This window comes from Aliikangiella litoralis, assembly GCF_052495765.1.
In genome coordinates this window covers 4,126,312-4,149,958 of record NZ_CP199292.1, presented here as the reverse complement: position 1 = coordinate 4,149,958, position 23,647 = coordinate 4,126,312, and the positions used below count along the sequence as shown (strand labels likewise).

Here is a 23,647-nt window from a genome sequence, read left to right as displayed (position 1 = left end):
ATTCAGGCTGGGCTAACTTGGTACAGAGAAACTTAAGCCAAAGTTGCCTGATTTAAAGAGAAAGCTTGGTTATATAAATAATTCCTGCTTCTTGGTTTTGCCTAAATGCTAGTAATCAATATTCTAACCTACTTACACTTATCACTTAGTTCCAATTTCTTTGTCACTAATTAACGACATTTAATATCTAGTCAATTTCGTTGCCCAATGCATGCAGTGGGCAGTCAATTATCATTAATATCAGCAAAACTTGGGCATACTGGGTTAAGCATTAAAATGACAACCCGAGGTAATTTATGCACCGTATAGGGATTAATTTAGGAATTATTCCACGATTAACGAAGTATATTGGTAAATGTTTAGGACATGCTTTTTTATATTTTGCTGCACTTCAAAGTGGCGTTTATGCGAATGACAACATCATAACAGCTAACCTGTTGTCTGATGTATTATCAGAAGAAAAAGCAGTTACATCGACTAGTCAAACTAAAAGTGATGTAAACAAAGCTCAACCAGCAGCTAAACCTTGCGAACAATATAGAGTTGATTGCGTTGTTGTAACCGGAAGTCGTTACAGTATATCTAACGAGAACAGCAACCATTTCATGTCAAAGCAAGATATCGAAAAACTGCCCCATTTTGCTGATGATATTTTCCGAATGATGCCTGCAATGCCTGGTATTACTTCTGGAGATTTTTCGGCTAAGTTTTTTGTCAGAGGAAGTGATTATAGTGAGTTATTGGTCATGTTTGATGGGCAAGAGCTATATCGACCTTTTCATTTAAAAGATTATGGTAGCGTGTTTAGCATCGTAGATACTGATTTAGTTGGTAGTTTAGATTTTTCTAGCGGTGGCTACGGTGCTGAATATGGTAATAAAATGGGAGGAGTGCTTAACATTAATAGTTTGAGTTATCTCGATAGAGATTATTCGTTAGGAATGAATTTTTTAGTTTCAAAAATACATGGGCAGGGGAGTTATAATGATGGCGAATGGCAGCTTTTCGCTAGAAGAGGTTATTTGGATATTATTCTTGAATTAGACGGAGGAGATGATGATTCCGATTCCGATCTTAAATTTGGCGATTTTTTTGCAAAAGTAGATCATCAAATTAATAGTAAGCACCAACTTTTAACTCGGTTGCTAGTGGTCGCTGACTCAACCCAATACAAAGATAGCTATATTGAACAAGAGAATATTGTCGATGAAAAATTAAATGCGGAGTATGACAATACTTATTTTTGGACAAGGTTAGAGTCTGATTGGTCTGAAAAACTATCGTCGAATATCAAGTTGGCAATAGGCGAGTTATCTGAATTTCGTCAAGGTCATGTTTATGATCCTACAGTCATCGATGTTAATGTTGATGATCGACGTAGCTTCGATTTTATCGATTTAACTCAGCAAACCGTTTTTCATGTTAATAATGATTCTCTATTAAAGTTTGGGTTAGGCATTATGTCGACAGAAGCAAAATATGACTATCATTCTCGTCGGTTTTTATACGAAGAATATCAACAATCTCCAACTTTACGTCGAGATATAGTCAGAAAATTTAGTGGAGAAAGATATCATGCTTATGTGAATCACAAGTACCAAATTAACGCATCTCTCTATAGCGAAATAGGTTTACGTTGGGACAGCCAAAATGATCTTGGATTTTCGGAGTCGAATACCAGTCCAAGACTAAGCTTGGCTTATTTAGTTAACGATAGAAGCTCATTAAGATTCAGTTGGGGGCATTATTTTCAATCTGCCGAGGTGTTGGAATTGCAGGTTGAAGATGGCGTGACTGAGTTTAAGCCTGCCCAACGGGCAGAGCATCGTATTATTGGTTATCAACATGAATTTGGGTCGGGTATTAGTTTGAGGACTGAGGCTTATGAAAAAATAATTACTGATCCTATTGCTCGATTTGAAAATGTTTTTGATTCCAATGTACCATTTCCCGAGAACCAGGCTGATCGCGTTTTAATCGCGCCTAATGAATCTAATATGCGGGGGATTGAGTTAAGTGCAAAGCAGCAAGTAAATGATAAGTTTTCCTGGGCATCAAGTTATGTATGGTCGATTGCTGAAGATATTATCGATAACAAAAAATTTAACCGTAGCTGGAATCAAGAGCATGCTTTAAAACTCGACTTTAACTATTTAAGTGATGGTGGTTGGAATAGTCACCTATCGATGACTTACCATAGCGGTTGGCCAACTACATCTGAATATGGCGTAGCCACACTTTTAGATAATGGAGAGTATGATATTGAGCGATTTTTGGGGCCTCGAAACGCAGCTAATTTGGATGATTATTTACGCTTTGATATCCGGTTTTCTAAAAGACTAAATTTACAGAACAGTGATTTTACCTATTATTTTGAGATTTTTAATTTGACTGATCATACTAATCAATGTTGTGTTGCTAATAGCAGATATCAGGTGCTTGCAGATGGACAAGTGGCAGTTAAACAGGAGCATGAAACATGGGTTGGTCGTATACCTACGGTTGGATTTAGCTGGGACTTTTAGCTTTTATACTTCTTGGTATTGTTTTAATTGGTTGTTTCTAAACTCTTGAGGTGTCATTTGAGTATGTTGTTTAAACAGGCGATTAAAAGTTGAGGTGGAGCGAAAACCTGAGTCTATCGCGATGCCTTCGAGTTTAGCGGCTCTATTTTCGTTGTTGGATAGTCGGCTTTTGACTTCTTCTATTCGATATCGATTGACATAATTATAAAAACTTTGGTTGAGTGTTTTATTCAATAATTGAGATAATTTTTTTTGTGTTAGCCCTACGCTTTTCGCCAGATCATTGAGGCCTAATTGAGGATCGAGATAGGGTTTCTTGTTGCACATAACTTCATTGAGCTTAGCTAAGTATTCAGTGAGTTCGGCCGGTGAGTTTTCCTGAACAGTGACGGATGGTTGTCTTTTTGTAGAGCGTTGCTTTGATTGAGATGAGTCCATAGCCGTTAACCCCTCAATTTGAGAAGCATTAGTTACCTCTTTATTGACGGGGATAAAATTGTTGGTTTTATAATAGGGAAGTTCAGGTTTAAATATTGCAGGTGTACGTAGGGCATAAAGTGTTGCCCATATTGTCAAACCAACCACAAGAAAATCAAATAATTTATAAACATAGTCGGGGTACTCTATTGCAAAAAATGACATATCAATACCAAATAGTGCAAGATGGAGTAAGAATATTGATAATATCCCCAAAACAAAACGGTTTAGCCAGATGATGCCTATTTGTTCGGTTGTTGAGTAATGATCTTCTAACCAAAATTTATATTGCCGTAGCTTATCAACAGAAAAACCAATATAAATTGCGAATTGTATATTAAGTAATAAATCCATTATTGTATAGAGGGTATTTGTATAAGAAAGTGTCTCAAACCATATACGCTCTACTTTGTTATAATAGACTCCTAAGGAAAGGTAAATAATGATAATTAAGGCAGGAAAAAGAAAATGGCGTAAATCTTTGGTAGTTAATACTCGAGCGTTATTAATAAAAGAAGTGATGTATAAATAAAACAGTGGCGGGAGAAAATAAAGCAGACCTTCAATAACAATTAATGGATTTAATAACTTATGTTCCAAAAGTTGACCATGAATTATTGCAACAGAAAGAATAAAAAGAAAAGACGCATAAATATTGCTGGTTGCTGATTTTTCTCGGGTAAATATAAACCAATAAAAACTGGCGCCAAGTATAAAAAATGAACCAATGATATTAAACGCATCAAAAAAGCTAAGATTCATCATTATTGAATAATTAATAAGTATTTTTCTGGTTGGCGTTAAAAACTTATATTACTTTATGATGTATTGAAAAACCAGTTTTAAAATTTTGGGGATATCTATTGGGAGTAAAATTAAGATGATGGATATACGAGAGGTGAGGAAATCAGTAAGCTATGTTACCGAATAATACAATTGAGTCTGAAAAAGCAGCACCTCCTTCATTTAGCTTACGTTTGTTACATTATCCTTATTTAGGCTTGATGGTTAGCTTGTTGGTTATTTTAAAATTAATTGTTTCTGCTTATATTAACTTGAATAAAGATGTACATTTACCGACGCTTTATCACGACTTTGGAAATCTTCTTTCCTCCGATGAGTTTGTTGATGCTCAGGTTACACGAGCTGAATTTTTAAATAACTCTAACATTATTGTTTTTTCGGCAAAGAAAAAAGAGGGGCGAAGCTTTGAGCTTTATTTAAAAGATCTTGATTCGAATATAATCCATCAGCTAACAGATGATGATATCGATTATTGGGCTGTGACAGTGAGTCCTGTTACCAACAGAATTGCCTATGTGAAATCGGAAAGTAATCAATCGTGTGGTATCTATATCGCAAAATTATCTTCTCAAAATACTTTAGAAGAAATCGAAAATATTCTTTCCTGTGAACGACAAAGTACGCGTGACCTGGATTGGAGCCATGACGAGGCTTCCCTTTATTTTACAGCAAAAAGTAAAATAGTTAAGGGTTCACCTTTGTTAAACAAATATCGTCAATATGCCGCTTACCAGTATCATCTCAGCAGTAATAGAGTGACTCAATTATTTTCTCTAGGTGAGCCTGAAGCACATGAATATTTATTGAGTGCGTCTTCAGATGGAAAATGGCTAGTTTATGTTAAACAGACTAAAGCTACTAAGAGTAGTTATTTTCTATATGATTTAACCAGTGGAGAACAACGACTATTAGTAAAAACAGGTTATCATACGAATGGACTGTCTTGGTCGCCTGATAATCAAAAGCTAATAGTTTCGACATCTGTTGGACCTATGAGTTTGTCATTAAATGGCGAAATGTGGAATCTAGTGAGTAATAATAAACACAAGTTTTCATTTAGTTCGACCAACTACTCGACGGATATGAATTATTTAGTTTCAGAAATTACTTCCTGGAAGTCTGAATTATGGCAAGCTGAAAATCCATTAAATGACTTGGCGAAAGATGATAAGGATTTTTCATCGACAAAACTACAAAATAAAATAATGGCAGGACCATATGATTATGCACCTGTATATGCCAACAATAGTAATCAAATTATTTTTATGACCTATCGAAACTTTCGAATAGAAATTAAGTTGCGTAAAGAAAATGGCGAAGAAGTCTTGCTGACTGATGGGACTCCTTATGATTTTAGTTTGACCCATTTACAGTGGTCAAAAGATGATAGCCAAATCATGTTTACCGCTAATCAAGGAATTTATTTACTAACATTGAAGTCAGGTTTAATTACTCGCTTAACCGATAAGCAGATGAATGCTGAAGCGCCTAGCTGGTCTAATGATGGTAAGTATATTTATTTTTCATCTGATATGAGTGGCACAGCTCAAATTTGGCGAGTTAATATTGATGGTGACGAGTTACAGCAAATGACTATCAATGGTGGAAGCGGTGCAAAGGATTCAATTGACGGCACTATGCTATATTTTTATAAAAAACACGAGCCTGGATTATGGGCGAAAAAGCTAGTTTTAAGGGCAAATGATATTGATGATAATGCAATCGATTTAACTCAGTCAGAATACTTGTTGATTGATGATTTTTCTATTTATGCGTTTAGAAGCTGGCAAGTATTTAAAAATGGTATTTATTATCATAGTTTTACCAATAATTTATCTCGTATCAACTTTTGGGATTTTGAGGATTCTAAATCTATTGGTTTAATTGATAAGAATAAGAGTGATATTAACTGTAGTTATTTTAGTGTCGCCAAGGACCAATCCAATATTGTTATTCAAAAAAACACTTACAGCAATCAATTACGATTGTTTAAACGAGCTGTGAAAATGACTAATTGAATGCTCTTAAACTATTTAAGGTATTAGTTTATGTTCAATATAAACTAAGGCCGTTATATTTTTACAGTCTTAGTTTATATCAAAATTTTTTAGTGGTTTGCTTTGCTATTTAATAAAGCGCCAATCATTTCATTAATACCAGGTTCTTTCCCGTACATCATCACTCCCATATTAAATAAACGAGCCGCTGCTTTTCGAAATATATAGATAGCAGCTAAAAGAATGCTGATTGAAACAATAATTTCCCACATTGAAACGTTAGCTTCGGCCATTCTTATCGGCATTGCTGCAAATGAAGTCAATGGAAAGTAGCTTAGAAATTGCATCGTAATACTTTGAGGCGCATCAGCCAATGAATAGGCTAGAAATATTGGAATAATAGGTACAAGCATCAAAATGGTACGAGAAGAATGATTAGGATCGTCAATGGTTGCAGCAAAGCCAGCTAACAGGCTATTCCACATCAGCAAACCTAAAATAACAAATGAAGCTAAAGATAATACGTGACCCAACTCTAGGTTAAGAGTGTTATCTGAACTACCATCAATAATTGAGATTATTTGATAAAAAATAAACATGCTCAGAGCCGTGGTAACTAACGACTTTAAGCAGAGTAAAGTGATCCCAAATATTTTACCATCCATCCAGGTTTGTGCATTAATGGTTGAAAGCAACTGTTCAGTTACTCTTTGTTGTTTCTCGGTAGTGATTGAGGCAAAAGCATAGGCAAAAGCAGTAAATACTCCAACCATAAGCAGTACCATTGTCATTAACGCTGCGCTACTTTTATCATTATTAGAGTCTTCTTCGCCTTTCACTTTTAATTGATACTGATAGGGCGTTAAGATTTGTTGTAGTTCCTCTCCAGAAATCCCGACCTTATTGAGGTGAGCTGACTGTGCTGCTTCTGACATCCAGCCTTTAAACTGATTTAACCATTTATCTTTTTCACTCACATAAATAACAACCTGATTATCTTCATTATAAACAACGGCATTTAACTCAGAGCCTAACGCTTCGTGCATTGCCTGTTGTTTTTCTTTTGAAAAATAAGTGATTTTAAATCGGTCGTTTGCGGGCAGTTTAATTTCTTCGCTGACTGCAATGGTTATAGCTTTTTTGTCATCAGCAATATGTTCTTGCCAAATACCAATGCCAAATATAATAGCAATAATTAAACCATACGACATTAACTCTTGCTTCCACTTAAAGAAGCGTTTGAATTCCCAGGCGGTAACCGTAAGGACCTGCTGCCAATAATGACTTGTCATGATATTTTCTCCGGCGTTTCACTATTTGCTTGTTTAATCGCTTTAAGGTAGAGGTCATGTAAGCTCAAGTGCTCACTTTTTATATCCAAAATTTCGCCTAGTGTTCTTACTTCATCAATTACCTGGTTTAATGAATATTCTTCTGAAGTGGTTAGATCATATTCGTTATTTTGTCTTATTTCATAAGCCGACACACAGCTCAAACTCGATAGTCTAGAGGCTTCAATTTCATCGCTAAATCGAACGAGTAACTTTTTTCCATCACTTAATTGATTATGAATTTCTGTTAAGGAGCCTTGTGACACAACCTTTCCCAAGTTCATCAGCACCACTCTATCAGCTAACCGTTCAACTAAATTCATTTGGTGAGCACTCAACAGAATAGTCATACCTGCATCTCTAAACTCTTTGATTATTTCAACAACAAACTCTTGATTAATCGGATCAAGTCCCGAAAATGGTTCATCAAGTATTGCGACTTTTGGATCATGGAGCACCGCTGAAATTAGTTGAATTTTTTGCTGGTTGCCTTTGGAGAGTGATTTTAAATTTTCTGTTGCTCTGTCGGTCAGCTCAAAACGTTCAAGCCAATAATTTATTTTTTGAGTGGCTTCGTTTTTTGATAACCCTCTTAATTTGGCAAAATACATTAAATTATCTTGAAGCGTTCGATCTAAAAACAATCCTCGATCTTCTGGTAAATAACCGAGGAACTCTTTAGGTATTGAAGCCGTAATTTGAGCTTGATGACTGATTTCAATAGAGCCTGAGTCTGGGTGGGTAAATCCCACCAGCATTCTAACGATTGAAGATTTTCCTGCACCATTAGGCCCTAACAAAGCCACTATTTCACCATTGTCGACACTAAATGATGCTTGGGTGACGGCTGTTACTTTTGCATATTGTTTAATGATATCAGTGACTTTGATTTGCATTAGTATCTCCTACATTTGAGGTATTGAAGATTAACATATTCGATACAAATGCCACAGTGTTCTAATGTAATCAGAGTGTAGAGCCATGACTGAATAAGTCTCAGCAGCCTTGATATTAGTGAAGGTAAATAGTAATAGCTGTCTATTTTTTAGTCAGTATTTAGAGCCACTAGGTTCATGATAACTTTAAAACAAGTAGGTATTCGTTATAATGAATTTCAAAAGACTTAATACTTGTAAGAAAGTGGGATTTGGCTGGCCGTGAGTTGTCAGAAATGACATTCGGGTTAAGAGGAAGGAGTAGTACGGATGGAAAAATTATAGAGAGGCTCTCTGTAGCTAAGTTAGAGAAATAGCGATAAATGAACACTCTTCGATGTTGGCTGATTATTTAGCGCTTGGTTAATGATATTTTTGAATGTATTTTCTACAGATATAAAAAACCTGCAATAAATGCAGGTTTTTTTAATAATGGTAGCAAGGAGGTGCAACCAACGATACAGACCTATTGTTGTCATTTGACGCTAATCTATTAATTTCATTGACAATATTCTTGTTTGAATTCACGTTTTTCCCCCTTGTTGCAATGTCTAAAATACCCGCTAAATCGCCATAGAGGTCGATTGTAAGCTCGCTATTATCTGGCTTTGGCGTGAGCACAATCTTATCTATAAGGGCGCGTACATGTTCATGAGCCTCACCATGATTTGTTGTCGCATTAGCCAGTAATTTCTTTAAATCAGCTATTGAGTGTTTATAATGAACAGCCATTGAAGGGTGCAAAATTGGTTGCTCAACTTCGCCTTGCTCAGAAATCAAACAAATCAACTTCTCTTGGCGATGTGTTATTTTTTGTAATTCTTCACTAAGAACCGATGCGGGAACACCGTCTTTTATCGCTTTGATGATATTTTCTTTCTCTTTAGCGAGTTTTTCGTGTTCAGCCTGATATTGCTTTAAGGCGATATTTTCAGATTTACGCAATTCATTCAAATGGCGCGTATATTCTTCGGTAAATATTTTAACCAGCTCCTCATTCATTAAATGGGTTTCTAAAGCATTGAGAACAACATTTTCAACGACATCTTTTTTAATGGTTTTACGGTTATTACATACGCTTTCGCCTTTATTCCGTGCGTTGGAGCAGCTATAACGCTCGCTATTATGTTTTGAAAATCCTCCGCCACAGCAGCCACATTTTAAAAGGCTGGATAATAGATATTTAGGTCTTCTCTTGGCTCCTAATGAATCCGTTTTTCTATCTAAAATACGCTGTCTAGCTTTTGCAGCTTCCCATAACTTTTGTGGAACTATGCGCAGTTCCGGCACATTTTTTCTTATCCATTCGCTTTCTGGATTAAGCCGTGCAACGCGTTTTCCCTCTGGTGTTTTGATGAATTTTTGTCTATTCCAGATCAGCTCACCGATATAAATTGGGTTTCTTAATATGCCTGTTAAGCGTTTACGATTGCCATTTATCGTGGATTGCCCCCAGCTTTTACCAGAAGGGCAGGGAATATTCTCCGCATTAAGTTGAGCCGCAATAGCTTTAGGAGAGCGATTTTCAACTGCATATTCATGGTAAATTCGATTGATAATCTTAGCTTGATATTGATCAATTTCACGCTCGCCTTTAATTGCCTCACCACTTGCGTCAAACTGCTTTTTGACGCGATAGCCATAGCATTTTCCAACATGTTTTCCTGCTTCGATTTTGCCGCGTAAACCGCGCCTTGTTTTATCGGCAAGGTCTCTTAGGAAAAGCTCGTTCATTGTCCCTTTAAGGCCGATATGCATGGTGTTGATTTCACCTTCTGAAAGGGTAAATACACGCACCCCTGCAAATTCTAGCTGCTTATACAATCCCGAGATGTCATGAAGATTTCTGCTTAATCTATCTAATGCTTCGGCTATAACAATATCAAATTTGCCTGACATAGCACCTTGAATAAGGTTTTGTAATCCTTGACGTTGCATAATTGACGCACCAGAAATTGCGCGGTCATAATATTCGGAAATTACGTCCCAGCCTTGTTGGATTGATTTTTCATTACAAAGCCGCAATTGATCTTCTATCGAAGCGTCACTTTGCAAATCCGAACTATATCGAGCATAAATTGCAACGCGGAGTTTCATTTACTTACCTCCTTTCTTTGATTTTGGGGAATGGCGCTTTTTATTCAACTTACGAAAGTCTCTTTCAGCAGTTTGACGCGCCATAAGTTTTACAAGAGCAATAATACGCTCATCAATTGATGCCCCATTATGACTCTCTTTGAAGGGAGTCTTCAAATTTATTTCTATAACTTTTGGCTTACTTTTTATCTTGTCTTTCATATGACCTCGACAAGAAAAAAAGAGAGGGTAGCGGCCGCCCACCTGATTTTATTTGCGTTTATGCTGCAATTGGGGGGAGCATGTGCCACGGGTGATGAACACATATGCATGTCATTAACGCAATAAAAAGGAGCACTGGGTAAATTGCTACCCTTGATTGTGCTCCCTATCTTTAGAATATATTCTATAGGTAAACAAAATCTTAATGATTCACGCGAAAGGCTAGGTTTTCTGCGGTTTTTTAATTCGAATTTTATGCACTTCATGCCATGCGTCCCCATAATGCACATAGCGACAGTCCCAATAAAATGATGCAGCAAAGTTCCAAAAAGCTCGGCTTTGGTTTTTGTAAATGATGCGTAACTTCACCGCGTGATAGGCGCGGTCTTTTTTGTTGCGCTTCATACATGCGCCGCCAAACAAAGGCGCGGTGCCAGCCTTTAATTGAGGTGAGCAGTAAAACATATGGCGCGGCGAGCGCCGCATAATAAACCGTAGTCGAGTAATAGGAATGCGCCGCTATTAACTTCGGCCAAAATACAAGCCCAATACAAAAATAGGCGGATGTCAAAAGAAGGATAAAATATAGGATATAGTTCATAGATTATCCTCCGCCGTGAAGAACATCATCGATGACTTTGCCGATATCAATATTCGGATTGGTAAAGTCAATTGCTTTTGGCTGTTCTTTATCTGCGTAATCTGGATGGCAGCTATAAATAGGATTCCCATTTTTATCTCGATAGCGGCTATCGAGAAAATAAACGGTTTTAAAACATATGACCGGATCTGCGTAAGATAAGATAAGAATCTGAACCGCAGGATGCATCGTTATGACTTCATCGGGTGTGATAAGAGGGCGATCTTTTGCCTGATCGTTGCTATTGGCGTAATTGGGATCACTCAATAACTTAGCGCGCATTTCGGCGCTTGTTTCACTAACGGACTCAACCGTGCCAACACCACAAAGACGCGATACATAATCGGCAGTCATCGGATCGAACGTCGCAAAGAATTGTATTGCGCCGCTATTCGATAGAAAGGTTTGCCATGTATTTGCGTAGATTCCAGAGAGCTGCGTTAAGTCCTGACAGATAATGTGCAGTGTCATACCAAAACCCGCCATAAGGGAAAATGCTATTTCGATAATATCCATGCGTCCCAAAACTGGCATTTCTTCCAATAAGAAATAAACAGGCAGTTTGGTTTTTTTATCAAAACGAATAACCGAAGTTATAAAAATACTTATGAGCAAGCGGATAAACCGATTATGCGTAAAGTTTCGCTCCGCTGGCATGACGATGTAAATATCAACATCGCCGCGCTGTAAATCTGCGGGAGAAAATGTGCTCTTGCTTAAGGCTTTTTGAATTGCGGGACTTTCAAGAAAATGCAAATTTGATTGCGCCGTTGACATGACGCTTGAAAACTCTTTCGACGATTTATTGAGTATCCGAGCGGCGGCAGCGCGCACTGGCTCAATCGCGCTTTGCAACATGCCGGGTGCAACCAAATGTGTGTTTCCATCTTCATCTTTTTCAAATTTTCCTTCAACAAGTTCTTTGAATTGTTGTGGCGGCAAGTTCAGTAAGCGCCGCACTTGCACCATGTCTTTTGACTTTTCTTGCGTTGGAAATAAAACGCAGGATGTTGTGCAAACATAGACAATTAAGCCGTAGATAAGAGCACGCGCTTCCTCGTTCCAGAACGGATCTTTAACGCCGTTATCAGCAATTGGCGCATCAGCAATTAAGAAAGCATCATCAATATAGTTTTCATTATCCGTATCGATCCAGTCGAGCACGTTAAGTTGCGCTTTTTCAAAACCGAGCGACGAACATACCTCATCCCACGGATCGATGATGATAACTTTATGACCCAAAACATCGCGGCGATATTTGGCCGTGATTTGTGCGATTTCGCCGGATTTTACATCTGTAACAACAAGCCCGCCTTGATGTTCTAATGCGACGGGAATGCAAATGCTAAGCGCCTTACCGCCGCGCGTTGGGGCGATACTTGTAATGTGTTTCTTGGGCGAATGGCGGATTTGATAACGCCGTTTATTGCGATACTCATTTTGACCATAGCCGAGAAAAAGCGCTTTATCTTCGCCGTAATGCCGCGCATTTAAATGCTCTTGTGTCGCCCATTTTGCCGAGCCATAAAGCTCCATATCGCGCTTAAAAATCCGCTCTATGCGTTCACGGGCATTCATGACGATGCCTTCGAACATTGCTGTACGTGAAGAACTTTCTGCGCTTTATAGCCGTTACTAATAACATTAAAATACTGCGCTAAGACATCCTTCACATTACCGTTCGGCGCGGTAAAATGATCGGTAATACCTTCAAGCGCATCCTTTTCATTGCCACCGATAAAGTGAACAAAGGTCAGCGTATCTTTTTTTAGCGAAAGCAATTCTTGTTTACGTTGCTCATCCTTAACCGTATAGCCATCGGTAATAATAATGACAGCCTTTTGATAGTCTTTGAAAAACGCGCCAGATAAATTCGAATATGCAGATTTTAGCGGTTTGTAAATATCAGTGCCGCCACTGCTGGTCATTGCATCGATGCCAAAATTATTACCATGACAGGATTGATAATTTTTATGGGCGTAGTGGTAACTGCTATTAAAGCTGGCAACAGCGCAAAGCGATGACTTTGGTAAAAGCTTTAAAAAGCGTTTTGCTTCGGATTTTACCTCGCCAATCACATTCTCCATTGAACCTGATTTATCAAGCAGCAATGTAAACGCCATTTTTGGCTCTTGCCGCACATCATAAGAAAAGCAAAGTTTTTCACCCGTGCTGGTATAGGCCGCAAGGCTATTTTTAGGCGGGGCGATAAAATTACCTGCGCTATCTTTAAAGCTGCTCACGACCTTAAAACCATCTGGCAATTTACTGGTCTTTATGATTTCTGTTTTGCCGCCGCTAAATCCAATTACCAGATTGTTTTTTACATCAACATCAAAACCAGACGTGATTTTTATGCCTTTCTCATCGACCATATTGTATTTGGAAATTACCTTTATCAAAGCTTCAGATGGCAAAAGCGAAAGATCGGTTTTGAGTTTTAGCGAGATCGGCTTTTCAAAATTATATTTTGAGCGAATAATGATTTTAGGAGCTGAATATTCGCTTTTACTCGTAATATTGATCTGCGCTTCATCTGCCTTAGAAACCAAAGCAGGGAAGATCAGCGCCGCGAGAGCGGCGGATGTCATGACATTCATATCCATCACCTCACAGCAAATTATTTAATTGTGATTTTGTTTGCGCCGCGCCGAGCAGGGTAAAGTCAAGCTTCTGATTTTTTGCGCGCTTTAAGATGCCGTTTGCGGAAAAATAAGCTTGTAAAATTTGATCTTGATCGGGATGATTGCGATAGATTTTTAACGTGTTAAGTTTGTTCGCAAAATTAAGCAGCGCTAAGTTTTCTGGCACAGCTTGCGGCACTTCAACCTCAATTTTTTCTGCGCTTGCCTGAAAGGGAACATGAATCGTCGAGCCAATCCAGTACAATCTTGCCTTATTGGTTTGCATCAAATTTATTGTGGTTTCTATTTGCTCAAAGGCCATCACCAAATCATTAAACGATGATTTGAATGTGATAAGATCTTTGATTGCTGGCGCTTGTTCGCGTAATTGAACGGGCGTTCCTGACCAGGCAAATTGATTTGGTCTATCTGAAAATAAAATATAAACGGGCGTGTGTTTGGTTGCTCTTTTACGCGCCAATGTCGTGATTTGTTGCAGCAAGTGGAGCAGGGTATTCGTCGCCTCACCTTGCTCATCCTCGGCAATTGTTCCGCTATTCTCAAATAAGATGAAAATGGCTTCACGATTTGTAGCTGCTTGTTTAGAACCACCATCACTACAGGCGGTTATGCTTAGGATTACTGTGATAAATAAAACTCTTAAGATGCTCATAATAATTTACGCCTCTTGTGATGAAAGATTGGAAAAGGTGTAGACGGTGAAATAGGCTATCGTCAGGTTGATGATGGTGATCATCAAGGACACGCCCACGGCGATACCCTTGTTTTCTGCGAGGTAGCTCATTACATCGCCTTGCTCGCTCTGCACTTGCACAAATCCGCCCTGTGGCAGGGCTTCTTTAGCAACCATCGTGTAGATATTGATGATTTCCAATCCTGTAGCGAGCAGCAGGATAAACACCGCGACGATAGCGGTGATTTTGTGGCTCGGATGCGCGATCCATTCACGGAAATTCTCAATGAGGTTTTGCCGAATAATCTCTGCGAAGATATAAATCGGGGTAAGCAGGGTAAACAGCGATAAAACTATCGCTATGATGTTGGATGCCGTTGCATCGGAATTCTGAAACGCCCCGCCAATAAGGGGCAATTCTGAAAGATACGTTTCGCCCATGAACGAGATTGTCTCGTTATAGACGCTGTAAAACAGAAGGAACATAATGCCCTCAACGGCAATGCAAAATGCTGCTTTGCCGAATTTTGTAGCATTCGGCGGCCTGAATCCTTCAAATGGTGATTTAGAAAAGTTCTTCATGCATCACCTCCATCATCTAAATTTTTGCCGAGCAAATATATCGCTAGCTTAATTTCTGCTGCTGTAAAGCAGGCGATCCATGCAGCCGTGCCATTATCTGCCACTAAAATTCCTGTAAGCAGGGTGAGGGCAAGCATTATGTACAGAACTTTTATTAGCTCTTTTTTCAAGTGTTTTTTCATAGCTTTTACTCAAACTAAATAAGCCTCGTCAGGCTCGGTGAATGGCTAGGCACCTATTTCGTGACCCATGCTTTGCATGAGGTAGCTTGAGTATTTCAAAGAACGAATTCGGAAAAAATTCGGAATGTTTCGGAAAAGTGGGTATTTTTTCGGAATTTCCGAAAATGTGCGGAAGGCGTGTTTCAGGCGAGTAAGATTAAGCCGATAAGTACATTTATAACAAGGTGTTAGTGACTTTTCAATTGACCTTTAAAAGTGAATGCTGCTACAACTAAAAGAGGTTGTTTCATTCAAGGAAGAAGAAAGTGAATATTTATGCCAACAAAACGACAAAAAGAACTGGGGTTAGATACGGTAAAGATTGAAGATGTACCAAAGGGATATGCCAATATATTCAATGACCTTTTAAAGGTACGTGCAGAAGTTCAAAACAAAACGATACAAGAAGTGTTTCAAGACGTCACTGAAGAACTGCTTGAAGCAAGTTATAGTCCCGAACATGTAAAGCGAATACTTCGACTAGAAACCGATAAGAAAGTAGATTTTGAGTAGCTCTCATCGGGATTGTCAGGGGGTTTACCCCACCTTAAAATTATGTATTATGTCTAATATTCTTGTGTATATTGGACATAATATAAATGGACAAAGGAGCAGATGAGTACGCAGATTTATTAAATAGAATCTGTAAATTGATGGCAACGGATAAACGCAATGAGCTGCTGATAGAGCATGGTTTAGAGCCTAATAGAAATGGCCTTAGCACTATAGAAAGACCTCACCCAGGAAATAGCAAGCGGAAAATAAAAGTTTTTGAGGGATATCACTTAAAGCATTTCGCACAAGAGCAGACTACAAAGGAAGGCGGTTCATGTAGTACGCGACAGAAGCTTATTGATGAACTCCCTAGTCAAAGCTATTTTGACAACTTTCCGACGACTACAAATATCGCAAATGGTGAACCTAGAAAGTTCTTTAAAATAATAACAGAGATTGCTGGGTTTGAATCCGAACTACATTGCCTATTGGAATTTTTAAAGTTCTGTGAAAAAGGCTTTTTACCTTTACGGGTATTTAATGAGCCTGACAATCCCCATAATCTTGTGCCCCAGTCAATTATTGATGAGCTTACGCATTTTCTTGCAGGTAAAAAAAACTGCACCAAAGGTCATGAAGACATCATTAAAAGGCTAATTATTGAAGAAACACCTCAATTTAACAGAGAAATAATTAAATCAGATATTCCAATCGAGTCGCCGCCATATATTGATTCTCACTCAAGTTCAGCTTCAATTGACTTAAATCCATATAATCACAGTTCTGTGAATCTCTATCGACGAGATGAAGAAATTAAGCAACTGACAGAGTTCCTTAATGAAGAAGATAAGTTTTCTTTTATGTTTGTTATTGCTCCATCCGGTGCAGGTAAGACAAGGCTTGTGTCTGAATGGATGAGAAACAATGTAAGCGATAATGAATGGCAGGCAGGCTTTGTTTATGAGAATTCGCTTGAGAATTTAAAGAAGTGGCGTAATTGGAAGCCGACTTGTAATGCTCTTATTGTCGTTGATTATATTTATCGTTTTAAAGATGTTATAGACCTTATCGTCAAAGCTGGAGAGCGCAAACAAGAATATAAAATCAGGCTGTTAATACTGGATCATGTTTTACCAAGTCGATTTGATAGTGAAGGGTTGGATTCTTTAACACTTGATGCAATTGATAGAGATGGGACGCGATTAAACTATAGAACGCAGTTTCTTCATAAATATTCGCCAATGCGACTTGATGAATCGAATAGTCGTAAGGAACTGATTTTTGATATTATTTCAGAAGTATCGGGATTTGAAAGGGGTAGCTGGGAAGTTGCAAGAGCCTATGATGTATTGAAAGGGATGAGCGATGGTGAGTCGACTTACGCTGAGCATCCTTTATTTGCGATATTAATTGCTGAATCGATCAAGAATGGTATTGAGAAAATAGCTCATTGGAAAAGAAAAGATCTCATAAATCACTATTTTCGCTCTACCCGAAGAATTCCATGGAAAGGCGATAATGCGCCAAATGAAGCTGTTGGTTCAAATCTCGGTGTAAAAGTGGGAGTATGTGTTTCAGTCGCTACGGTATTACAAGGGATTCCTTTCTCTCATTTATATGATTGTTTGTCCGGTGAAATAGGGCTTACTCAAACTGAAAAAGAAGAAATTTCAGCTTGGTGTAACAGGATAGTATCATCACAAGATACAAATACGCTCAAAAAATTTGAGCCAGATATTATGGGTGAGAACTTTTTTCTTACGTTCTTTAGAGAGTATAAAGATAAAAAAGAAATTCATGATCTCTTCGTAAGTATGTTATGTATTCAGTACTCAGAAAAAATAGAGATTATAGATTCCTTTATCGAGTTTTTTATTAGATTAGCACGTAATTTAGCGAATGATGAATTAAATAGATTTACTGAACAAGCTTGGAAAGATTTATCTGAATTCTTAAATCCAGTACGTTTTACTGAAAGTGGTTCTTTGTACTTAACAGCCACACTAACCAATATTGAAGTGTCTAGTGTTTTGTCAGGTAAAGCTCAAGAAGTTTACACTACCAACTTTATTAACAATGTAAATGTGAATTCAATTCTTGAAGCTGGAGAGTATTTTAATTCAACGAAAGATTTTCGAACTAATTCTCCATTCTTCAGAGTTGGTTTTACTTTAGTAAAATATTTTAATGATATTTGTAGGCTGAAAAGCTCGTTTAGTGATATAGAAAAAGTTTATTTTCAACTTCTGGAATATTTTAAGACGAATAGCGGTTCTGATAGAACAGCAATTTTCTTACCTTGCTTTATTGGTGGGCTTGATGCTTTTGACTGGATTGTAAAGAACCGCCCTGTTAGTCTAAATCAGATCGCGAAAAATGGTAATATTCCGATATTTGTTGCGGCTTCATATGGGTATACGAATATTGTGTCTTATATGTTTGAAAGCGGTCAAGTCGAGATAGATAAGCCTCATTTAGACAGAACAGCTTTATTACTTGCGTGTAAGTATGGGCAAGAAGACATCGTTCGCTTTTTAATTGAAACTGAAGTCGTTGATTTAAACAGATTTAGCACAATAAGCTTTGGTACAACGCCTTTAATTGAGGCCATTAGTAATAAAAATGAGGCAGTGGTTCGACTTTTGTTGGAAACGAAAAAAATAAATATCAATCAAACGACTTTAAGCAAGCTTACACCTGTCATGCTTGCAAGTGAAAATGGACATGTAGGGATCGTACAATCTTTATTAAGTTCTCCTGATATTAAATTGGATATGCAGAGCGGTGAGGGGGTTACCGCATTAATGTTTGCTTGTGGGAAGGGACATACTGAAATTGTACGTCTTTTATTAGAAACTAATGACGTTGACGTAAATAAACAAAATAAGAATGGTACAACAGCATTGATGTTGGCAAGTGAGTTTGGTCATGACGTGATTGTTCGACTGTTACTATGTGAAGAAGGAATACGCGCTAGCCTAACAGATTCAGCAGGCTCTACAGCTTTAAAACTTGCTTGCATATATGGACATGAGAAAGTTGTGCATGAGTTTGGGGATTCTGGAAAAATAGATATGGATATGACTGATTATGAGGGGGCTACGGCCATAATGTATGCAAGCCAATATGGTCATTCATTGATTGTTAAATATCTATTGAAAATTGATAAAATTGACATTAACAGATCTTTTGGTGGAGGAACTACAGCGCTTATGTTGGCGGTTCAGAACGGCCATGAAAAAATTGTTGAAGATTTGGTGAGTTTTGAAAATATTGATGTGAATTCGACATTTACTGGAGGTTATAATGCGCTTATGCTTGCATGTATAAAGGGCAACGAAACCATTGTCCGGCTTCTGGCTAATTCTAAGAATATTAAAATTAATGCGCAAAGTGATGACGGTAATAGCGCTCTAATGTTAGCAAGTCAGCACGGCCATGAAACAATTGCCCGATATCTATTAGAATTAGAGGAAATAGATATAAATGCACAAAATAATGCGGGCTTTAGCGTATTGATGTTTGCGTGCTGTTATGGTCAAGAGTCTATCGTTCACAGTTTGTTAAGTACTGGAAAAGTAAAAGTATCACAAAAAAATACACTAGGCGAGAATGCTGTACTTTTAGCTCTTACATATGGGCATGAAACTATTGCACAACGGCTATTAAGTAAGGCTCAGTAAATTTGATAAAGCATCGAAAACTATTAGCCATAATGATAATGAGTGTGAATATCCAAAAATGCACGCTTATCTGGAAGCTGCGTTTTATATATTACCTTCAAGGCATGAGGATTTTGTGCAAAGATTAGCTAGATTAATCGAAAATTAAGTTTTTTATTACTAAACTAAAGAGTAGGGAGTAGGTGGAGTTGAATAGCTGCTAGTACTCTTTGCTATGAACTCTATTTTTTTTACATGGGTGAATTTTCGTGACGTAAGGCTTGCTTTACGTTCTTAGGGAGGATTTGCTCATGAATGATATTATTTCAGATAGAACGATAAAAGATGAATTTGAAGCACAAGTAACCGCTGCTTTGATGATACAAACCAATGCGTTGATTCCAATTAAACTGGCTGTAAGGCTTTGTGGAATATCACGCCAGGAAATTAATCGCCGTATCGCTCGTGGCACATTTCCCAAACCAAGAAAATTATCACGACGTAATAATGCTATTCGTAAAGCCTTTCATCTAAAAGATTTACATGACTGGATTAAAAATCCACACATGTACAAGCAAGAAGACAGCTAAAGCCATGCGATGGGAAGATGCGTTTTCTAAGTTTGGGTATGATGATGGTGATGGGATTATTGGTACATGGGAGGTGGCAAATCACCTTGTGCGTTCAGGTTACTCATTGAGCATTGGGAAATGGGGACTGCATAATATATTAATTTACTCTTTACAGCAGGACGGGGAGGAACTGATCCAAACACCGAAATTTAAAGAGTCATTTGGTTACTTAAATCCACGCAGCTATCTACCACAAGAAACCATAGCGTTACTCGATAAGAAATTTTCCAACAATTATGAGACGACCTTGCAAGAAGAGGCGGATTTAATTCTGTGATATCACCTAAGTTAGTTACCCACAAATAATGTTTTCTGATAGACTCTTGAATAAGAATAGATACTTTTCAAGTAGCCAGCCAAGTAGCTGGCTATTTTTTTGCTAATTTTTCAGAAATCTAATTTCCCCATTAATATATTGATATAGTTGGGAAATTAATGGCGCGCCCGTGAGGATTCGAACCCCAGACCTTCTGATCCGTAGTCAGTGGCTTTAACTTAAAATTAATCGCTATAAGTTAGGCTGAATAAGGGATACAGGCTATTGATTTGATTTGAGAGTGGAGCTTTAGATTTTGGAAGTTACTGAAACTCTGTAAGCTACGCTCAATAAGGGTTATAAAACTATTTTCTTGCGCATATCAACTTATTTTGTCCATATTGGAAACATATCTCAAGTAGCCAGCCAAGTAGCCAGAAAGGAAATGGATGTCCAATACTATTAAGTTCATCGATAGCATCATTAGAAATATTAAGTCACAGGAAAAACGCCAAACCTACTGGTGTTATGGATGCCCAGGATTTGGTATCCGCATTAATCCAAGCGGAACAAAAGTTTTCATTTTTAAATATATGAGCGGTGAGAAAAAAGAAAAAAGCAGGTGGATATCTATTGGAAAATATCCAGCGCTATCAATTCGTGAAGCTAGAAAAATCTATGATGAGCTTTACGAGCAAGTACATAAATTTTGTCGCGATCCTGTTGCTGAAAGAAAAAACGAAATTCAAAAACAAAATAACACATACAAAGTATCCGAATTTGTTCCTGTATATTTAGAGCTGGAGAAGCTTAAAGAAAAAGCATCGATAAAAGAGGAGGAGCGGATATTTAACCTCGATGTTATTCCTGTAATTGGCGACATTAAATTGCCAGATGTCACTCCAGATGATATCGATAAAATACAACTACGCATTTTAAAGCGAGCTAAAAAAACGAAAAATGCTAAACGTAATGGGAAGGTGGCCGTAAAAAATAGCTTGGCGTATACAAGACAGCTTTTTAACCTCGCTAAAGATAAAAAGTTAATTAAAACTAATCCAGTTGCAGAGGTAAAGTCTCTTGGTAAAGCTGGTTCTAGGGATAGAGTTCTTAATTTTGAGGAGCTTTGGCTGTTCTGGAATAGGATTGATAAGTTAGTCCCTCCTGTGACTGCAAGAGCTTTGAAATTCGGAATCGTTACTATGCAGCGGAGTAAAGAAGTTAGAAATATGACTTATAGCTCTTATAAACAAAACGAAAATGTTTGGCATATGCAACGTGAAGATACCAAAAGTAAGCGTATGCACCGCGTACCATTAAATCGCTATGCACATGAAATTATAAGTGAAGCACAGGAGTATACAGGAGCCTCCCCTTATATATTCGGTGCAACAAGAGCTAAAAAAACACCAAAGAGTCTTGATGCAGAGCTTATACCCTATGGTAAGTCCGCATTACATCAAGCCGTAAGAAGAAATAGAAAAGCATTAGGAATCGAAGATATATGCCCTCATGATTTACGAAGAACTGGCGCTACTTGGATTACAGCGGTTGGTCTACCAAAACTTTACGCACGATTGATGCTTAATCATAGTGATGGAGATCGTGACGTTACTGGAGAGGTTTATGTTCAATACTCTTATGATTTCGAAAAGCAAAGGGCCGTTAAAGTTTGGGAGTTTATTCTCGATCAAATCGTAACCTGCAAATCGATTAATGAAATTCCAACACTCGATGAACTAAGAAATCGTACTCATGCGTCAGGTTTGTTGTGAGCGTTGTTGATTAAGTTCTTATATCGATGCTTGGGTTAGCTCAAATTTTCTTTAGGCTAGTGCAATCCGAATAAATTCCTTGCCTTTTATGTGAACACTACCCGACAGGTGTAGCCTGTCAAATCATCCCCCTAATTATCCGCTCTCATCGTTTCTAGCAGATAATTGGGTGGTTCCCCCTGATTAGACATTCTCCCGTTATCCTGACGGGTTTTTGCTTATCACAAGGCCGGAAATTCCTTCGGCTCAAACATAAGCAAAGGAAAGTTTCATGAACAATCAAGTCATCGAATACCAACTCATATGGAATGGCATCACAATAGAAATTACGCATACTCACAAACGTTGGGGTGTCATTGAGCACCTGGATATCAGAGTGATTGAACCGGAAGATTCCATTTTACCAATTACCAACACAGGATATAAATCTCACCATATTGATGAAAGCTATCTGGCCGAATTTAAATCGCCTGTTGAGTATGTCCAAGAGTGGCTTGAATATGAAGCTAAACAACCTAAGTGGAAACGCTATCAGGAAGAGTCGCGACAATATAGTTTGTTCTAAGAGTGCATAAAGATAAATATTGAAGCACCACTTTCGTAAGTGGTGCGCTTTTTTTGTCCCACCCTCCCGCCCTTTTTGGGTAAGGCGACGTAGGCTTTGTGGGATGTTCTTTTATTTGTTTATATTGCTGACATTCGATTTATTAGCCGTCTGTATCTTCATGAGTTTTTAATGCAACAGTAATAGGGAAGTGATCGGAATAAATTTTTCTATAACTCTTTCTTTGTGAATCGGGTACTGTATGGACTTTGAAAGACCCTGAAACAACTTCTGCTTTGAGCTTTTTTGAAACGAGAATATGGTCAATTTCGCTTCCGTTAACTCTAGTATCAGGGTAGTTGTCTGCATCGCCTAAATGCTTATATCCTGCACCTTTAAAATAATCGAATATGAATTTAAAATTTGGATCATCATGAGAGCTATCATTCAAATCTCCCATAACAATGACTTCGTTTTCTTCACTGAGAGTTGGTAATCCATAGGATTTTCTTCCTTTGGTATCGGATAATATACCTAATAATTTAGAGACTGCGGCCATATGGTTATGCACATTTGTTTGTACACTCTTGAGGTGAAGTCCAACCATAAACAGGTCATTGCCACCATCCTTAAAACGAATATGAGCCAATAGGGGATCGCGATGATAAATATCTGTACCTTGAACCTTAAGAGGAGGGACTTCTAATTCTTGAATATCTATAACTTCGATAATACTTGTATCATATAAAAATGCTATTCGCTGTTTACCCCCTGATTTGCCTAACCAATACTTCCAGTTCGAACCAAGATTTTCCTCAATATGATCAAGCTGTGAGGAGCGGTTATATGATACTTGATCTTGATCGCCATGAATCTCTGTCAGCATGAGTGCACTGGCTTTGAGATCATTTTTTATATAGTTAGCAATTTTATCTAATTGCTCTTCGCTTCTCGGTTTATGCTGTTTGCTGCCTCTTAATTCAGGAAATCCTCTTTTTACCGTGGGGCTTAGATTTTCAATATTCCACACCCCAACAGTAACATCTGCACAGGCTATGCAATGTACCAATAATAGTGATAAAAATGAGATAGCTTTTAGTTTCATGATGTCTCCGTTAGCGCTTCTTATTTATGGGAAGTCAGGCGCATATCTTA

At 37.8% G+C, this 23,647-nt stretch carries 20 protein-coding genes; 8 read left to right on the top strand and 12 right to left on the bottom strand.

Going from position 1 to position 23,647, the window contains the following annotated elements:
• Positions 1-296: 296 nt before the first annotated feature.
• The gene (locus ACT5E3_RS17195; RefSeq protein WP_444994774.1) at positions 297-2,525 is read left to right on the top strand and encodes a TonB-dependent receptor plug domain-containing protein; all 2,229 of its coding nucleotides are present in this window, start codon (positions 297-299) and stop codon (positions 2,523-2,525) included.
• Between the two features lie 3 nt (positions 2,526-2,528).
• Here ACT5E3_RS17195 and ACT5E3_RS17190 read toward each other — a convergent pair whose 3' ends face one another.
• Positions 2,529-3,767 carry a helix-turn-helix domain-containing protein gene (locus tag ACT5E3_RS17190; RefSeq protein ID WP_444994773.1) on the bottom strand — a complete coding sequence of 413 codons (1,239 nt, stop codon included), beginning with the start codon at positions 3,765-3,767 and terminating at the stop codon, positions 2,529-2,531.
• Between the two features lie 152 nt (positions 3,768-3,919).
• Here ACT5E3_RS17190 and ACT5E3_RS17185 point away from each other — a divergent pair, with 152 nt between their 5' ends.
• The gene (locus ACT5E3_RS17185) at positions 3,920-5,824 is read left to right on the top strand and encodes a TolB family protein (protein ID WP_444994772.1); all 1,905 of its coding nucleotides are present in this window, start codon (positions 3,920-3,922) and stop codon (positions 5,822-5,824) included.
• A gap of 89 nt (positions 5,825-5,913) precedes the next feature.
• Here the strand turns inward: ACT5E3_RS17185 and ACT5E3_RS17180 are convergent, their stop codons facing one another.
• The 10 genes from ACT5E3_RS17180 to ACT5E3_RS17135 form a co-directional block, all read right to left on the bottom strand.
• Positions 5,914-7,095: an ABC transporter permease gene (locus tag ACT5E3_RS17180; RefSeq protein WP_444994771.1), complete on the bottom strand. Its 1,182-nt coding sequence runs from the start codon at positions 7,093-7,095 to the stop codon at positions 5,914-5,916.
• A complete protein-coding gene (locus ACT5E3_RS17175) occupies positions 7,092-8,030 on the bottom strand; it encodes an ABC transporter ATP-binding protein (RefSeq protein ID WP_444994770.1) in 939 nt (312 codons plus the stop codon). The genes ACT5E3_RS17180 and ACT5E3_RS17175 overlap by 4 nt, the downstream gene beginning before the upstream one ends.
• A gap of 465 nt (positions 8,031-8,495) precedes the next feature.
• Positions 8,496-10,166, bottom strand: coding sequence for a recombinase family protein (locus tag ACT5E3_RS17170; protein ID WP_444994769.1), 1,671 nt, complete (start codon positions 10,164-10,166; stop codon positions 8,496-8,498).
• Complete coding sequence (locus ACT5E3_RS17165) at positions 10,167-10,367, bottom strand: hypothetical protein (protein ID WP_444994768.1); 201 nt, start codon at positions 10,365-10,367, stop codon at positions 10,167-10,169. It lies immediately after the preceding gene.
• Between the two features lie 262 nt (positions 10,368-10,629).
• Complete coding sequence (locus tag ACT5E3_RS17160) at positions 10,630-10,968, bottom strand: hypothetical protein (RefSeq protein WP_444994767.1); 339 nt, start codon at positions 10,966-10,968, stop codon at positions 10,630-10,632.
• Between the two features lie 3 nt (positions 10,969-10,971).
• On the bottom strand, positions 10,972-12,585 hold the full coding sequence (locus ACT5E3_RS17155) for a type IV secretory system conjugative DNA transfer family protein (RefSeq protein ID WP_444994766.1): 1,614 nt from the start codon (positions 12,583-12,585) through the stop codon (positions 10,972-10,974).
• Positions 12,582-13,607 carry a vWA domain-containing protein gene (locus ACT5E3_RS17150; protein WP_444994765.1) on the bottom strand — a complete coding sequence of 342 codons (1,026 nt, stop codon included), beginning with the start codon at positions 13,605-13,607 and terminating at the stop codon, positions 12,582-12,584. Before ACT5E3_RS17150 ends, ACT5E3_RS17155 begins: the two co-directional genes overlap by 4 nt.
• A 10-nt stretch (positions 13,608-13,617) precedes the next feature.
• Positions 13,618-14,304 carry a hypothetical protein gene (locus ACT5E3_RS17145; protein ID WP_444994764.1) on the bottom strand — a complete coding sequence of 229 codons (687 nt, stop codon included), beginning with the start codon at positions 14,302-14,304 and terminating at the stop codon, positions 13,618-13,620.
• Between the two features lie 6 nt (positions 14,305-14,310).
• Positions 14,311-14,907, bottom strand: coding sequence for a hypothetical protein (locus ACT5E3_RS17140; protein WP_444994763.1), 597 nt, complete (start codon positions 14,905-14,907; stop codon positions 14,311-14,313).
• A complete protein-coding gene (locus tag ACT5E3_RS17135; RefSeq protein ID WP_444994762.1) occupies positions 14,904-15,089 on the bottom strand; it encodes a hypothetical protein in 186 nt (61 codons plus the stop codon). The genes ACT5E3_RS17140 and ACT5E3_RS17135 overlap by 4 nt, the downstream gene beginning before the upstream one ends.
• Positions 15,090-15,404: 315 nt before the next feature.
• Here ACT5E3_RS17135 and ACT5E3_RS17130 point away from each other — a divergent pair, with 315 nt between their 5' ends.
• The 6 genes from ACT5E3_RS17130 to ACT5E3_RS17105 all read left to right on the top strand — a co-directional run bounded on the left by ACT5E3_RS17130 (position 15,405) and on the right by ACT5E3_RS17105 (position 22,513).
• Positions 15,405-15,641 carry a hypothetical protein gene (locus tag ACT5E3_RS17130; RefSeq protein WP_444994761.1) on the top strand — a complete coding sequence of 79 codons (237 nt, stop codon included), beginning with the start codon at positions 15,405-15,407 and terminating at the stop codon, positions 15,639-15,641.
• Positions 15,642-15,727: 86 nt separating this feature from the next.
• Positions 15,728-19,306, top strand: a complete 3,579-nt coding sequence (locus tag ACT5E3_RS17125; RefSeq protein WP_444994760.1) for an ankyrin repeat domain-containing protein — start codon at positions 15,728-15,730, stop codon at positions 19,304-19,306.
• Positions 19,307-19,596: 290 nt separating this feature from the next.
• Positions 19,597-19,875, top strand: a complete 279-nt coding sequence (locus ACT5E3_RS17120) for a helix-turn-helix transcriptional regulator (RefSeq protein ID WP_444994759.1) — start codon at positions 19,597-19,599, stop codon at positions 19,873-19,875.
• 4 nt (positions 19,876-19,879) lie between these two features.
• Positions 19,880-20,194 carry a hypothetical protein gene (locus ACT5E3_RS17115; protein ID WP_444994758.1) on the top strand — a complete coding sequence of 105 codons (315 nt, stop codon included), beginning with the start codon at positions 19,880-19,882 and terminating at the stop codon, positions 20,192-20,194.
• 428 nt (positions 20,195-20,622) lie between these two features.
• Complete coding sequence (locus ACT5E3_RS17110) at positions 20,623-21,948, top strand: tyrosine-type recombinase/integrase (RefSeq protein WP_444994757.1); 1,326 nt, start codon at positions 20,623-20,625, stop codon at positions 21,946-21,948.
• A gap of 271 nt (positions 21,949-22,219) precedes the next feature.
• On the top strand, positions 22,220-22,513 hold the full coding sequence (locus ACT5E3_RS17105; protein ID WP_444994756.1) for a hypothetical protein: 294 nt from the start codon (positions 22,220-22,222) through the stop codon (positions 22,511-22,513).
• A 142-nt stretch (positions 22,514-22,655) separates the two neighbouring features.
• Here ACT5E3_RS17105 and ACT5E3_RS17100 read toward each other — a convergent pair whose 3' ends face one another.
• On the bottom strand, positions 22,656-23,597 hold the full coding sequence (locus ACT5E3_RS17100; protein ID WP_444994755.1) for an endonuclease/exonuclease/phosphatase family protein: 942 nt from the start codon (positions 23,595-23,597) through the stop codon (positions 22,656-22,658).
• Positions 23,598-23,647 lie beyond the last annotated feature (50 nt).

Excerpts from the sequence above, each read along its gene's own strand:
- ACT5E3_RS17170 (WP_444994769.1), bottom strand. The coding sequence starts at position 10,166 with ATGAAACTCCGCGTTGCAATTTATGCTCGATATAGTTCGGATTTGCAA.
- ACT5E3_RS17150 (WP_444994765.1), bottom strand. The coding sequence starts at position 13,607 with ATGAATGTCATGACATCCGCCGCTCTCGCGGCGCTGATCTTCCCTGCT.
- ACT5E3_RS17135 (WP_444994762.1), bottom strand. The coding sequence starts at position 15,089 with ATGAAAAAACACTTGAAAAAAGAGCTAATAAAAGTTCTGTACATAATG.
- ACT5E3_RS17180 (WP_444994771.1), bottom strand. The coding sequence starts at position 7,095 with ATGACAAGTCATTATTGGCAGCAGGTCCTTACGGTTACCGCCTGGGAA.
- ACT5E3_RS17175 (WP_444994770.1), bottom strand. The coding sequence starts at position 8,030 with ATGCAAATCAAAGTCACTGATATCATTAAACAATATGCAAAAGTAACA.
- ACT5E3_RS17190 (WP_444994773.1), bottom strand. The coding sequence starts at position 3,767 with ATGATGAATCTTAGCTTTTTTGATGCGTTTAATATCATTGGTTCATTT.
- ACT5E3_RS17140 (WP_444994763.1), bottom strand. The coding sequence starts at position 14,907 with ATGAAGAACTTTTCTAAATCACCATTTGAAGGATTCAGGCCGCCGAAT.
- ACT5E3_RS17185 (WP_444994772.1), top strand. The coding sequence starts at position 3,920 with ATGTTACCGAATAATACAATTGAGTCTGAAAAAGCAGCACCTCCTTCA.
- ACT5E3_RS17100 (WP_444994755.1), bottom strand. The coding sequence starts at position 23,597 with ATGAAACTAAAAGCTATCTCATTTTTATCACTATTATTGGTACATTGC.
- ACT5E3_RS17160 (WP_444994767.1), bottom strand. The coding sequence starts at position 10,968 with ATGAACTATATCCTATATTTTATCCTTCTTTTGACATCCGCCTATTTT.
- ACT5E3_RS17195 (WP_444994774.1), top strand. The coding sequence starts at position 297 with ATGCACCGTATAGGGATTAATTTAGGAATTATTCCACGATTAACGAAG.
- ACT5E3_RS17105 (WP_444994756.1), top strand. The coding sequence starts at position 22,220 with ATGAACAATCAAGTCATCGAATACCAACTCATATGGAATGGCATCACA.
- ACT5E3_RS17110 (WP_444994757.1), top strand. The coding sequence starts at position 20,623 with ATGTCCAATACTATTAAGTTCATCGATAGCATCATTAGAAATATTAAG.
- ACT5E3_RS17130 (WP_444994761.1), top strand. The coding sequence starts at position 15,405 with ATGCCAACAAAACGACAAAAAGAACTGGGGTTAGATACGGTAAAGATT.
- ACT5E3_RS17145 (WP_444994764.1), bottom strand. The coding sequence starts at position 14,304 with ATGAGCATCTTAAGAGTTTTATTTATCACAGTAATCCTAAGCATAACC.
- ACT5E3_RS17120 (WP_444994759.1), top strand. The coding sequence starts at position 19,597 with ATGAATGATATTATTTCAGATAGAACGATAAAAGATGAATTTGAAGCA.
- ACT5E3_RS17165 (WP_444994768.1), bottom strand. The coding sequence starts at position 10,367 with ATGAAAGACAAGATAAAAAGTAAGCCAAAAGTTATAGAAATAAATTTG.
- ACT5E3_RS17115 (WP_444994758.1), top strand. The coding sequence starts at position 19,880 with ATGCGATGGGAAGATGCGTTTTCTAAGTTTGGGTATGATGATGGTGAT.
- ACT5E3_RS17125 (WP_444994760.1), top strand. The coding sequence starts at position 15,728 with ATGGACAAAGGAGCAGATGAGTACGCAGATTTATTAAATAGAATCTGT.
- ACT5E3_RS17155 (WP_444994766.1), bottom strand. The coding sequence starts at position 12,585 with ATGAATGCCCGTGAACGCATAGAGCGGATTTTTAAGCGCGATATGGAG.